This window comes from Paenibacillus sp. S28 (assembly GCF_016624415.1).
Classification (GTDB): Bacteria; Bacillota; Bacilli; order Paenibacillales; family Paenibacillaceae; genus Paenibacillus_AQ; species Paenibacillus_AQ favisporus.
Genome location: NZ_JACVTM010000030.1, coordinates 14,795 through 27,577, shown reverse-complemented (window position 1 = coordinate 27,577; position 12,783 = coordinate 14,795). Strand labels below are relative to the sequence as shown.

The following is a 12,783-nucleotide window of genomic DNA, read 5'->3' as shown; positions in this document are numbered from 1 at the left end:
ATGGTACTTGGACCGAAGGGTCCTGGGAGAGTAGGACGTTGCCAAGCGAAGAACCACTGTTGATGAATATCAACGGTGGTTTTTTTGTTTTATTCAAACCTTTGGTTTGGAATGTTTTATTTTTGATACTATTCAGGGCCATGTCTACCTAAAGGTAGTTCCTCCCCAGTTTCATGTATGAACCCGAACAATTTTGGACATCCCACCAATGGGATGTCTTTTACTTATGTTGTCCGCTTCAAGTGGACATGTATTTGCCCCTGCAAGACAAGGGCGATTCCTCTCATTTTTACCAGACTGATTACCTTGACAGCTTCGAGTGGGCTTTGCTAAGATGGCAATAATATATTTTCAGAAACGATTTTCAAGCCTTGTTGCATAAGGATTTTAACAAATACATTACATGACAAATGAGGGGGAAATTACGAAGTGTGGGAACAAAAATTTGCTAAAGAAGGATTTACGTTTGACGATGTTTTGCTGGTACCTCGGAAGTCCGAAGTGCTGCCAAAGGAAGTCGATGTGTCCACGAGATTAAGCGATTCGGTTAAGCTGAACATTCCTTTGATCAGTGCAGGGATGGACACGGTAACGGAAGCTGCCCTGGCCATTGCGATTGCACGTGAAGGCGGCATCGGCATTATTCACAAAAATATGTCGGTTGAACAGCAAGCGGAGGAAGTGGATCGGGTTAAGCGTTCCGAGAGCGGCGTTATCACCAATCCTTTCTCACTGACAGCCGATCATCTCGTATCCGATGCCGAACAGGTCATGGCGAAATTCCGGATTTCGGGTGTTCCGATTGTGGACGAGCATAACAAACTGATCGGTATTCTTACAAACCGCGACCTGCGCTTCGTTCATGATTACAACATTAAGATCTCCGAAGTGATGACTCGCGAAAATCTGGTAACTGCCCCAGTAGGTACGACGCTTCAAGAGGCGGAAGTCATTCTGCAGCAGCACAAAATCGAAAAGCTGCCCCTGGTTGATGAGAACAACACATTAAAAGGTCTTATTACCATTAAAGATATTGAGAAAGCCATTCAGTTCCCGAATGCGGCAAAAGATGCGCAAGGACGTCTTCTTGTAGGCGCGGCTATCGGTATTTCCAAGGATGGTTTGGATCGGGCCGCAGCTCTGGTCAAGGCCGGCGTTGACGTCATCGTCGTCGATTCCGCACACGGCCATCATATCAACATCTTGGATGCGGTTCGCCATCTGCGCAGCTTGTACCCGGATCTTACGATCATTGCAGGCAACGTGGCTACGGGCGAGGCGACACGCGACCTGATCGAAGCAGGTGCTTCGGTTGTCAAGGTCGGCATCGGACCTGGATCCATTTGTACGACGCGCGTTATTGCCGGTATCGGCGTGCCGCAAGTCACAGCGATTTACGATTGTGCTTCGGTAGCCAAAGAATATGGAGTGCCGATCATCGCAGACGGCGGTATCAAATACTCCGGTGAAATTACAAAGGCACTTGCAGCCGGGGGCCATGCCGTTATGCTGGGAAGCTTGTTTGCAGGAACGGAAGAGAGCCCTGGGGAATCGGAAATTTACCAAGGCCGCCGCTACAAGGTATACCGTGGTATGGGGTCCATGAGTGCTATGAAACAAGGCAGTAAGGACCGTTACTTCCAGGATGACGACAAGAAGCTCGTTCCGGAGGGAATTGAGGGCCGCGTCGCTTACAAAGGTCCTTTGTCCGACACGATTCACCAATTGATCGGCGGTCTCCGCTCGGGTATGGGCTATTGCGGAACGAAAAACCTGCAGGAGCTGCGTGAAGATACCCAATTTATCCGCATTACGGGTGCGGGTCTTCGTGAGAGCCATCCGCACGACGTGCAGATCACGAAGGAAGCTCCAAACTACTCGTTGTAATATTCGACACGGTTTGCACAAAACCAACATCTTCTTGTACAGACAGGCCTAATTTAGGCCTGTCTGTCTTTTTTTGCAGTATACCCTGTGTTAGAATAGACAAGTAAGATTTAAGGGCAAGAGGGGAGTTAACAATTCATTGAGTAAGAAATGGAGCAAGTTGGGGAAACCATCTTCGCACAAACGCAAACGTCACTTTGTCAAAAAGAGCGTAGCCTCGGTTATGCTATTGAATATGTTAATGCTGTCCGCTCTACCGGCCATGGCTTTGGCCGAGGGAACAACAGCAACAACGACCACTACGAATACCGCATCGACTACTACGGCCAGCAAGGTGCCAAGCGTATCGTCTTTGCAGCTTCAAGTGAAATCCGCCGTGTTGATCGAACCAACGACAGGGCAAGTCCTCTTGTCGGTGAACGCAGATCAACCACTGCCGCCAGCGAGTATGACCAAGATGATGACCGAGTATCTCATCACGGATATGGTCAAAAAGGGCAAGTTTAAATGGGACGATGTCGTTACAGTAAAGGAAAATGCGGAAAAAACCATTGGTTCGCGTATTTTTCTTGCAGAAGGGGATCAACATACCGTAAAGGAATTGTACATAGCGATGGCGGTAGGCTCGGCGAATGATGCCACCGTAGCACTAGCTGAATATGCAGCCGGGTCTGAACAGGAATTCGTCAAGCTGATGAATGAAACGGCCAAGAAGTTTGGGATGAAGACAGCCCACTTTATCAACTCCACAGGGCTTGACCGTGCGGATATGCCTGAAAAGTATCGCCCTACGGCTGAAGGGGAGACGGTCATGTCCGCGATGGACGCTGCCCTCCTGGGCAAGCATATCGTTCTCGACCATCCGGATTTTGCTGAGTTCACGGCCATCCAATCCTATAAATTCCGTCCTCGCGACAAAAATCCGATCATCAATTGGAACTGGATGCTTGAAACTAATAAGGATATTCCGAACTTTAAGGCTTACGCCTACCCGGGGTTGGACGGCCTTAAGACGGGTCATACCAATAACGCCGGCAACTGCTTTACGGGAACGGCCGAACGCGATGGGATGCGCCTGATCAGCGTCGTCATGGGAACGAAATCGGAAGCACAGCGCTTTACCGAGACCCGGAAGGTGCTTGATTACGGCTTCAACAACTTTGAGATCAAGCAGGCCGTGGCCGGCAAATCCAAGGTTGAAGGTCTGGACTCCGTTGAGGTCAAAAAAGGCGTCAAGACTTCGGTCGGCGTCGTAACGGATGCCCCGGTCTCCTTTATGGTACCTAAAGGCTCCGATGCCAAAGGCGTTACCTTCAAAACTCAGCTTGAGCCGGCGGACAAGCTTGTGGCTCCGATCAAGCAGGGAACCAAGGTCGGTACCATCACTTATACCTATAAAGTAGATGGGATTGATAAGCCTCAGACGAAAACCGTCAATTTGATCACATCGGACGAAGTGGAGAAGGGCAGCTGGTTGCGCCTGTTCTTCCGCGCCATTAAGGAAATGTTTGGTGATTTATTTGACGGAATCAAAAATCTTTTTTAAGATCAATATAAGATTTTTGCTTTAGTCCACAAAAGCAGCTCTGCAGAGTATGCAACCATCCTGCCATCCATAGGCAAGGGCGGATTACATGATATATATTTCGGGAGGCGTAAACCATTGGAAACGGGAACTTCGAGAGTTAAAAGAGGTATGGCTGAAATGCAAAAAGGCGGCGTCATCATGGACGTCATGAATGCCGAACAGGCAAAGATCGCTGAAGCTGCGGGCGCAACGGCCGTCATGGCATTGGAACGCGTTCCTTCAGATATTCGTGCTGCCGGCGGTGTAGCGCGTATGGCTGACCCTACGATCGTAGAAGAGGTTATGAAAGTCGTATCGATTCCGGTTATGGCGAAAGCCCGTATCGGTCATTATGTGGAAGCGAAAGTGCTTGAATCCCTCGGCGTAGACTACCTCGACGAGAGCGAAGTTCTGACGCCTGCCGATGAAGTATTTCATATCGACAAATGGGACTTCACCGTGCCGTTTGTTTGCGGCGCCAAAGACCTGGGAGAAGCGCTGCGCCGCATCGGCGAAGGCGCATCGATGATTCGTACGAAAGGCGAGCCGGGAACAGGCAACATCGTTGAAGCCGTTCGTCATATGCGTCTGATCAACAGTCAAATCCGTAAAGTACAAAGCATGTCGAAGGACGAGCTGTATGCCGAAGCGAAAAACCTTGGCGTACCATACGACCTTCTGCTTGGTGTGCACGAGAGCGGCAAGCTGCCGGTCGTTAACTTTGCTGCGGGCGGCGTGGCTACTCCAGCTGACGCGGCGCTGATGATGCATTTGGGAGCCGACGGGGTATTCGTGGGATCGGGTATTTTCAAATCCGATAATCCAGAGAAGTTTGCCCGCGCGATCGTGGAAGCAACAACGCATTACCAAGACTACAAGCTGATTGCCGAAGTATCCAAAAACCTGGGTGCGCCAATGAAAGGTATTGAGATTTCGAAGCTGAGCCCGTCTGAGCGGATGTCGGACCGCGGCTGGTAAGAGAGAGAAGGCTGGACATATGAAAATCGGGGTACTGGCGCTTCAGGGTGCCGTAGCAGAGCATATTCGCAGCATCGAGCTGGCCGGCGCCGAAGGCATCGCCATTAAAAAGGTAGAGGAACTGGAGCAAGTTCAGGGCCTGATTATCCCTGGCGGCGAAAGTACGACCATCGGCAAGCTGATGCGGAAATACGGGTTTATTGAAGCGATTCGCCAATTTTCGGATGCAGGCAAGCCGATTTTCGGCACCTGTGCCGGATTGATCGTACTGGCGAAGTCGATCGAAGGCCAGGAAGAGCCCCACTTGGGGCTGATGAATATCACCGTGGCGCGCAATGCTTTTGGGCGTCAACGGGAGAGCTTTGAAACAGATTTGGACGTCAAGGGGATTGAGGAGCCGGTTCGTGCCGTCTTTATCCGTGCTCCTCTGATCCGCAGTGTGGGCGATGGAGTCGACGTACTGTCCTCCTATAACGACGAGATTGTGACCGCGCGAGAGGGCCATTTGCTCGCCTCTTCGTTTCACCCCGAACTGACGGATGATTACCGGCTCCATCAGTATTTTGTGGATATGGTAAAAGCCAGTCAAGCGTCTTAAATCAGCAGGATAAACGATGGTAACACGATGACACCTTGACTCTTTTGATGATATCTAAACGCTGCCCCCTGGGTAAGCTTTAGGTAAAAGGTATTCCTCGGTTGGCGGCCTGAGCGGCGGTCTGAGGATACCTTTCAAGGGGTCAGGGTTGTTTTTTGATTCAAGCAGGTCTCATCATGGAAGTACGTCGCATAAGACGTTTTTCTTTTTAGGAGGAATTGTCCAATGTTGGATGTGAAAATATTACGCGGTGATTTCGCGAGAGTGGAGCAGGCACTCAAAAACCGGAACAAATCGCTGGATTTGATCGCCGGATTTCCCGAGCTGGATACCCGCCGCCGGGAGCTGCTGCAGGAGAGCGAGGCGCTGAAAAACCGCCGCAACACTGTTTCCGGTGAAGTGGCCAAGCGCAAAAAGAACGGGGAGAACGCCGACGAGCTCATTTTGGAGATGCGTCAGGTTTCCGACCAGATCAAAGCGATGGACGAGGAAGTGCGCGAACTGGAGGCGTCTATTTCTGATCTGACGATGGCCATTCCGAATATTCCGCACGAATCGGTACCGGTCGGCCAGTCCGAAGAAGACAATGTGGAACTGCGCCGGTGGTCGGAACCGACAACGTTTGATTTTACGCCAAAAGCCCACTGGGATCTGGCCCAGGACCTGGGCATTCTCGATTTCGAAGCAGCAGCCAAGGTTACCGGTTCGCGTTTTACGTTCTACAAGGGGCTCGGTGCCCGTCTGGAGCGTGCGCTTATTAACTTTATGATGGATTTGCACAGCAGCGAGCACGGCTACGAGGAAATGCTGCCACCTTATATCGTCAATGGAGACAGCCTGCGCGGGACCGGACAGCTTCCGAAGTTTGAAGAGGATCTGTTTAAAATCCGTGACACGGACTACTATTTGATCCCGACCGCTGAAGTGCCGGTGACCAACTATTACCGTGATGAGATTTTATCGGTGGAGGATCTGCCGAAGCACTTCGTGGCTTACAGCTCCTGCTTCCGTTCGGAGGCCGGTTCGGCCGGACGTGATACACGTGGTCTGATCCGCCAGCATCAATTCAATAAAGTGGAACTGGTGAAGCTTGTGCATCCAGATTCCTCTTATGAAGAGCTTGAGAAAATGACGGCAAATGCCGAGCGCGTTCTGCAGCTGCTGAAGCTGCCGTATCGCGTGATGGCGCTCAGCACAGGAGATATGGGCTTCTCTGCGGCAAAAACGTACGACCTGGAAGTTTGGCTGCCTGAGAGCGGTGCTTACCGGGAGATTTCCTCTTGCTCGAATACAGAGGACTTCCAGGCACGGCGTGCTAATATCCGTTTCCGTCCTGAGCCTAAGGCCAAGCCTGAGTTTGTGCATACGTTGAATGGTTCGGCACTCGCCGTAGGACGGACCGTGGCGGCCATTCTGGAGAATTATCAGCAGGCGGACGGCAGCGTGGTCGTTCCGGATGTGCTTCAGCCTTATATGGGCAATGTTAAAGTTATTGTCCCTAAAAGCCAGGGTTGATATTAGCATTAAACTGTGGTAATATATTTTTGTTACGCGTTGCGTGACACTGATGTATTTTCCACTTGGAGGGGTACCGAAGCGGTCATAACGGGGCGGTCTTGAAAACCGTTAGGGCGCAAGTCCACATGGGTTCGAATCCCATCCCCTCCGCCATTTAAACAAACCAATGACAAAGCCGATTCTGCTTATGCAGAAGCGGCTTTTTTTGTTTTTGCCAAACGCCGTTATCGCATAAAAAGAGCGCATCCTCCGCACATTAACAAAGGCAGGGGAGGTGTTCAATCATGAACCGAGACTTTGAATTGAACCAAAACAAATTGGTCCAAGCTTGGCAATCCCAGCTTCCTCAAACGCTTGACTCATCCGACCAGGCACAGGTGTTTGCCGACGAGGCAAATCCCCAGGCGCTGCGAATCCATATCGATACCGCGGGGCGGTCGAATTATTCATTCGACTTCCAGTGCTCTTACGTGGATACGCGGGAGGTTAAAGTGGATCTGGTGGATGTAGAACGCGAAGGACGCACGGTTGACGAACGCACGGATGTCATTCAGAATATGGCGCAGGATTATACCCGCCAAATTCACGAGTGCGCCCAAGCCCTTCACGATTTGACGCATCACTCTTAAGAAGAGAGGGACAACGATGACCAAAGCCAAACCGGGTGTCGACAAAAATCTCAGCAATGTCGTCGAGGATTTAGATCAAACGGCAGTGAACAGCCATCAGGCAAATCAGTTGCAGCAGAAGCGAAATGATCGCAGGCATGAAGATGAAATCAATCATCAGCACACGATCGACCTGGAGCATCCGCATTCTTAACATTCTAATGTATACAGGGGGAATCGCCGATGAGTAAACCAAACGCTGTTCCAGTACCTGAAGCGCAAGAGCAGCAGCCGCGTAACCGGGACCGGGAGCGGTCCGGCATGCAGGAGCCGTTGTCCGGATCGAAGAAGGTCAAGAATCGGAATCATGTTAGTCATTTGAATAGAGAAGGGTCCTAAGGTCCCGTCTAAAAAGGCATCCGGCTAATAGCCAGGATGTCTTTTTTTGCGTTAAAAATGAAAATTCACCAAAAGATTTCCAAAAAAGGGTTCCGGTAACGGACGATATCGTTTATGATTACAAGGGGTATTTTTTGCTTTTTAGAGACGAGAGGAGAGAGAGATTGTGATGAAGAAGAACTGGGCAGCCCTGATTCTTACACTGGTCTTGGCAATGACCGTGGTGCTTGCAGGCTGCAGCAGCAAGAAGGAACCGAAGGAAGCGCTGGAGGCTTCGGCCGTCAACGCGATGAAAATGACATCGTACGAAATGAAGAGCAAGGTAACGATCAAAGATCTGCAGGTTACCAGTGCAAGTGCTGATAACGCCGCAGCCAGCCAAGTGATGAGCATGCTGAAAAATGCGGAATTAACGATCGATGGGGTATATCAGAACGATCCACAACAAACGGAGATGACGCTCGGAATTAACCTGAAGGGCGACATGTCCATGAGCTTTAACATTCCGATGGTAATGACCCAAGATAAATTGTACGTCAAAGTGCCTAGCATCCCAATGCTGCCGCTGCCTGAAGACGTTGTAGGTAAATTCCTGGTACTCGATATGAAAGAGCTGGCGGAACAGCAGGGAACGTCCTTTAACCCCGACATGATGAATCCCGAAAAGACGAAAAAGCTCGCCGGCGAAATTATGAATACCCTGTTTACCGAATATGATGGTAAGAAATATTTCAAAGACGTTGCGGTTAAAGATGCTAACCTCCCGGATGGCGTGGATGCCAAGCAGGTGGTTCAATTCTATGTAACCAATGACAACGTGAAAGAAGCGGCTGACATTCTGGTAAACAAAGCGCTGCCGAAAATTCTTGATATTATCAGCAAGGATGAATACCGTGAAATGCTCGGCGTCAACCAGGAAGATATCGACCAAATGAAGAAGGATCTGAACTCGACAGACAGCAAGGATGAAATCAGCAAAGGCCTGAACGATCTGAAGAACTACCTGAAAGTTAACCAGTTCGAAGTCAACACGGCCATCAATAAAGATAACTTCCCTGCTTATCAGGGTGCTGTGATGAACGTGGAAATGAACGATCCGGAAACAAAGGACAACATGAAGCTGTCGCTAGAGGCGACGAGCCAATACAGCAAGATCAACGAGAAGCAAACCTTCAGCGTCGGGATTCCAAAAGAAGCGGATGTTATTACGATGGAGCAGCTTCAGGAGAAAATGGGAGCTACGGCTTACTAAGCAAGCCCCGTACGAATCACAACAGCCCGGCCAGGGTTACTGGCCGGGCTGTTTGTTTTTGTCAGGCTTTGCCCCGCAGCTTGCGGAAAAACTGGGTCAGCAGCCCAGCGCATTCCTCCTGCAGCACATCGGCAATGACCTCGGTTCGGTGGTTGAAGCGTGGCTCCTGCAGCAGGTTCATCAGCGTTCCGGCGCATCCCGCCTTGGGGTCGTAGGTGCCGTAGACGACCCGCGGGATGCGGGACTGGACGATCGCGCCGGAGCACATCGGACACGGTTCCAGCGTGACGTATAGCGTGCAGTCCAGCAGGCGCCACGATTGTACGGCTATACTGGCTTCCCGGATGGCGACAATCTCGGCGTGGGCGGTCGCGTCCTGGGACGTTTCCCTTAAGTTATAGCCCCGCCCGATGATCTCCCCGCTGCGGACGATGACCGCTCCGATCGGCACCTCCCCCAACTCCTCCGCCAATTTGGCTTGGTGGATCGCCTCGCGCATCCAGTGTTCATGACGATCATTATCCACAGACTCATCCACATGGAGCGGATGTTTTGTTTGATTTTCCAACGTAAAAGTGCCTCCCTGTACCGAATTTCGGCTTATTCAGCGAACAAGCATTCTGTTGTTAACATGCTGTGCATAAATTTGTGGATAACTATTTGATTACGCACAGAATTATCCCCAATTTATTAAATAGTGCTGTGAATATGTTGATAAGTTGTGGACATGCTGCGTTATTTCGAGTTAAGCCGATCATTTTCGACAAGCTTTTCAAATATCGGCCTACAGAGTATGATGGAATAGATTATTCCAATTATCGCCAAGGCAAGATTAGAGGTGACCCGATGTGTCAATGAAGAAGAAACTGTCCCTCACCATGGCCGGTTCACTCTGTCTGATTTTACTTTTAAATATTATTCTTAGTTTGTACACAACGCAAGCCAGTTTACGCCGGGAAAGCGAACGCAAAATGCTGCTGGCCGCCAGGCAGGTGGCCGCCTCCATTGAGCAGAGCCAGGAGAGCGCTGGCATGGTCGAACGCCAAATCGGGGAGCTGCTGCATGTGGCTGCCAAATTGGCTGCCAAAGAGCTGGACCCGGATATCCAGAACATTACGAACGAGCAGCTGGCCAAGCTGAGCAAGCAGGTGGGAGTCACCCATATCGCCCTGCTAGTCCGAACCGGTGATGATATTATCATTGCCAAGTCCTCGGAACCTGCTGAGCTCGGTCTCTCCACCAAAGACTGGGGATACTGGTATAGGGCGTTTAAGCAGCTCTTCGAGGAAGAGCGCGTAACGATTCCGTACGGAGCGGCTGCCGACCATTTTTGGACCGGACCGTTTGAATATTCGAACTCCAAGCCGAACGTGATCGACAAATGGGGTTATTATTATGACGCCAAACGAAACTATATCATTGATCCGTATATTCGCACCGATTCCCTCCATCAGATCGGCACCCATATCCCAAGTCCGGAGGAGGTGCTCGACAAAACGAAGAAAATCAACGGGGAGATTCTTGAAATCAGCTGCATCAATCCGCAGACCTTTGCGGGCGTCCGAATGTCCGGACAAGGATATGTCCATGATAAGACTAAGCTGCATAATCGGCCGATACGCTACGGTACCTATACATATATCGACCTCGAAAACGACAAACAGGCTGTGGAGAAGGCGGCACAGACAGGAGCGAATGTCGTTTATGAAACGCGCATCGATGGTAAAAAGCTGTTAAAGAGCTTTATCCCTGTGAACAGTGCGTCTCAGGCATCCTACATCATCAGCATCGTCATGGATTATGCGCAAATATCCAAGGTATTGCAGAAGCAGCTTGTCTCTTATATATCGATTTCGGCCTTTCTGTTGATTTTGTTCGTCATTGTAAGCTATAAACAGGCCGGATACTTCATTCGGCCGATCGATGCGATTCTGGGTAAAGTGAAAAACGTCGCCCAGGGGCGCTTTGATACGCCGCTCGTCATCAACAGCAAGGATGAGCTCGGATTGCTTGCCGCCAAAATCAACACGATGACCGACAACCTGAGCAGCTATACCGACCAGCTCAAGCAGGCCGTGGAAGAGAACCGCTCGGTGAAAGAGCATCTGGAGTCTGTCATCCAGCAGACGGCGGATGCGATTCATACGACGGACCTTGAGGGGAATATCATTCAGGTCAATCAAGCTTTTGAAAAGCTGTACGGCTGGGCAAGCCATGAAGTGATCGGTAAGCGGATCAACCTGATTCCCGGCCATTTGGAGGGGGAAGTGCAGGCAAGGCTCGACGCTTTAATGCAGGGCGAACAGCTGCCGGCAGTAGAAACGGTCCGAATCAAGAAGGACGGGACCCCTGTGGAGGTCAGCATCAGCACGTCCGCGGTCAGGGATCCGGAAGGAAAGGTCGTATCGTTCATCAGCATCTCGAGAGACATGACGGAACGCAACCGGATGGACGAGCTGCTCCGCCGGTCCGAGAAGCTGACCACGGTCGGGCAGTTGGCGGCCGGAGTGGCGCATGAGATCCGCAACCCGCTCACGACGCTGCGGGGATTCCTGCAGCTGCAGGAGTATAACAACCGCGTCGATCCGAAGCACAACCAGATCATGCTGTCTGAGCTGGAGAGAATCAATCTGATCGTGAGCGAATTTTTAATTTTGGCCAAGCCCCAGGCTGTGCACTTCCGAAATAAAAATGTTCGTGATATTTTAGAGGATGTGCTGTCGCTGCTGAGCAGTCAGGCCAATCTGCACGGCATTGAGTTCGTCATGTCCTCCCAGACGGCCGAGACGGACGTTCACTGCGAGGAGAACCAGCTGAAGCAGGTCTTTATCAATCTGCTGAAAAACGCCATGGAGGCGATGCCTGTAGGCGGCGTCATTCGTATCGATCTGTTCCGGCCGGACCCGGACCACCTGGGGATTACGATTACGGATGAAGGTGTAGGGATTCCTGAGCACCAGATGGAGAAGGTAGGAGAACCGTTTTTTACCAACAAGGAAAACGGGACAGGCCTTGGCCTGATGGTCAGCCAGCGAATTGTGGAGGGCCATAAAGGATCACTTCAAATCAAGAGCGCCGTTAACAAGGGCACTCAGGTTACGTTAACGCTGCCGGCGGCACGGCCGGAGCATGGGGAAGGACCAGAACGGGAATGAGCCGTACTCTTGTCCGGGGTAAACCATAATGAGATGGGGTATAAGCTTTGAGGATTAACAAATATATCAGTGAGACCGGGTATTGTTCCCGGCGTGAAGCGGATAAGCTGGTAGAGAGCGGGAAGGTGACGATCAACGGCGTTCAGGCGGTGCTGGGCAGCCAGGCGGAGGAAGGGGACGACGTCCGCATCAACGGCCGGCCCCTGCAAGAGAAGAAAGAGACGCATGTCTATATTGCGCTGAATAAACCGGTTGGGATCACCAGTACGACGGAGCAGCATATCAAGGGCAACATTGTGGACTTCGTGGGCCACTCGGAGCGGATTTTTCCGATCGGCCGGCTGGATAAAGATTCCGAAGGGCTTATTCTCCTGACGAGTGACGGCGACATCGTCAATAAAATACTGCGGGCCGAAGGCAAGCATGAGAAAGAGTACATCGTCACGGTAGACAAGCCGGTTACGCCGTCCTTTTTAACAGGCATGGCCAGCGGGGTGAAGATTTTGGGCGAAATGACCCTTCCCTGCAAGGTGACGCGGATCTCAGAGCGGGTGTTCAAGATCATTCTGACCGAGGGGAAAAACCGGCAGATCCGCCGGATGTGCAGCGCCTTCGGCTATGAAGTGCGCCGACTGCAGCGGATTCGGATTATGAATATCCACCTGGGATCCCTGGGCAAAGGGAAATGGCGCGATTTAACGCCGCAGGAAAAGGAAGAGCTTGGACAGCTGCTGAATTACCGCCTAGGGTAGAGAGGGGCCAGGCCTGATACAGGGTGAGGGCTTCAACCTATTAGCCCATTCCCTGAGACATGTGCCGTC

Annotated in this window: 12 protein-coding genes and 1 tRNA gene; 12 read left to right on the top strand and 1 reads right to left on the bottom strand. The window is 51.2% G+C overall.

The window, feature by feature from the left end; genetic code table 11:
* The first annotated feature begins 429 nt into the window (after positions 1 to 429).
* The 10 genes from guaB (at position 430) to IAE55_RS32980 (ending at position 8,807) form a co-directional block, all read left to right on the top strand.
* Positions 430 to 1,887, top strand: coding sequence for an IMP dehydrogenase (gene guaB, locus IAE55_RS33025; protein ID WP_200634922.1), 1,458 nt, complete (start codon positions 430 to 432; stop codon positions 1,885 to 1,887).
* A gap of 223 nt (positions 1,888 to 2,110) precedes the next feature.
* Positions 2,111 to 3,433 carry a D-alanyl-D-alanine carboxypeptidase family protein gene (locus IAE55_RS33020; protein WP_200634923.1) on the top strand — a complete coding sequence of 441 codons (1,323 nt, stop codon included), beginning with the start codon at positions 2,111 to 2,113 and terminating at the stop codon, positions 3,431 to 3,433.
* A gap of 117 nt (positions 3,434 to 3,550) precedes the next feature.
* Complete coding sequence (gene pdxS, locus IAE55_RS33015; protein WP_076176926.1) at positions 3,551 to 4,432, top strand: pyridoxal 5'-phosphate synthase lyase subunit PdxS; 882 nt, start codon at positions 3,551 to 3,553, stop codon at positions 4,430 to 4,432.
* Positions 4,433 to 4,451: 19 nt separating this feature from the next.
* Positions 4,452 to 5,030, top strand: coding sequence for a pyridoxal 5'-phosphate synthase glutaminase subunit PdxT (pdxT, locus tag IAE55_RS33010; protein WP_076176927.1), 579 nt, complete (start codon positions 4,452 to 4,454; stop codon positions 5,028 to 5,030).
* Between the two features lie 225 nt (positions 5,031 to 5,255).
* Positions 5,256 to 6,545, top strand: a complete 1,290-nt coding sequence (gene serS / locus IAE55_RS33005) for a serine--tRNA ligase (RefSeq protein WP_089549444.1) — start codon at positions 5,256 to 5,258, stop codon at positions 6,543 to 6,545.
* A 67-nt stretch (positions 6,546 to 6,612) separates the two neighbouring features.
* Positions 6,613 to 6,701: transfer RNA gene (locus IAE55_RS33000), tRNA-Ser, on the top strand.
* Positions 6,702 to 6,832: 131 nt separating this feature from the next.
* Positions 6,833 to 7,177: a hypothetical protein gene (locus tag IAE55_RS32995; RefSeq protein ID WP_105444929.1), complete on the top strand. Its 345-nt coding sequence runs from the start codon at positions 6,833 to 6,835 to the stop codon at positions 7,175 to 7,177.
* A 16-nt stretch (positions 7,178 to 7,193) separates the two neighbouring features.
* Entirely contained in the window at positions 7,194 to 7,370 is a 177-nt protein-coding gene (locus IAE55_RS32990) for a hypothetical protein (protein ID WP_163883141.1), read from the top strand.
* Between the two features lie 29 nt (positions 7,371 to 7,399).
* Positions 7,400 to 7,555, top strand: coding sequence for a small acid-soluble spore protein P (locus IAE55_RS32985; protein WP_076176930.1), 156 nt, complete (start codon positions 7,400 to 7,402; stop codon positions 7,553 to 7,555).
* A gap of 169 nt (positions 7,556 to 7,724) precedes the next feature.
* Positions 7,725 to 8,807, top strand: coding sequence for a hypothetical protein (locus IAE55_RS32980; protein ID WP_145165301.1), 1,083 nt, complete (start codon positions 7,725 to 7,727; stop codon positions 8,805 to 8,807).
* 61 nt (positions 8,808 to 8,868) lie between these two features.
* Here IAE55_RS32980 and tadA read toward each other — a convergent pair whose 3' ends face one another.
* Complete coding sequence (tadA, locus tag IAE55_RS32975; protein WP_258168806.1) at positions 8,869 to 9,375, bottom strand: tRNA adenosine(34) deaminase TadA; 507 nt, start codon at positions 9,373 to 9,375, stop codon at positions 8,869 to 8,871.
* Positions 9,376 to 9,661: 286 nt separating this feature from the next.
* Here tadA and IAE55_RS32970 point away from each other — a divergent pair, with 286 nt between their 5' ends.
* Entirely contained in the window at positions 9,662 to 11,962 is a 2,301-nt protein-coding gene (locus IAE55_RS32970) for an ATP-binding protein (RefSeq protein ID WP_234490035.1), read from the top strand.
* A 47-nt stretch (positions 11,963 to 12,009) separates the two neighbouring features.
* A complete protein-coding gene (rluF, locus tag IAE55_RS32965) occupies positions 12,010 to 12,714 on the top strand; it encodes a 23S rRNA pseudouridine(2604) synthase RluF (protein ID WP_145950250.1) in 705 nt (234 codons plus the stop codon).
* Positions 12,715 to 12,783 lie beyond the last annotated feature (69 nt).

Excerpts from the sequence above, each read along its gene's own strand:
- pdxT (WP_076176927.1), top strand. The coding sequence starts at position 4,452 with ATGAAAATCGGGGTACTGGCGCTTCAGGGTGCCGTAGCAGAGCATATT.
- IAE55_RS32980 (WP_145165301.1), top strand. The coding sequence starts at position 7,725 with ATGAAGAAGAACTGGGCAGCCCTGATTCTTACACTGGTCTTGGCAATG.
- IAE55_RS32985 (WP_076176930.1), top strand. The coding sequence starts at position 7,400 with ATGAGTAAACCAAACGCTGTTCCAGTACCTGAAGCGCAAGAGCAGCAG.
- IAE55_RS32995 (WP_105444929.1), top strand. The coding sequence starts at position 6,833 with ATGAACCGAGACTTTGAATTGAACCAAAACAAATTGGTCCAAGCTTGG.
- IAE55_RS32990 (WP_163883141.1), top strand. The coding sequence starts at position 7,194 with ATGACCAAAGCCAAACCGGGTGTCGACAAAAATCTCAGCAATGTCGTC.
- IAE55_RS32970 (WP_234490035.1), top strand. The coding sequence starts at position 9,662 with ATGAAGAAGAAACTGTCCCTCACCATGGCCGGTTCACTCTGTCTGATT.
- serS (WP_089549444.1), top strand. The coding sequence starts at position 5,256 with ATGTTGGATGTGAAAATATTACGCGGTGATTTCGCGAGAGTGGAGCAG.
- IAE55_RS33020 (WP_200634923.1), top strand. The coding sequence starts at position 2,111 with ATGCTATTGAATATGTTAATGCTGTCCGCTCTACCGGCCATGGCTTTG.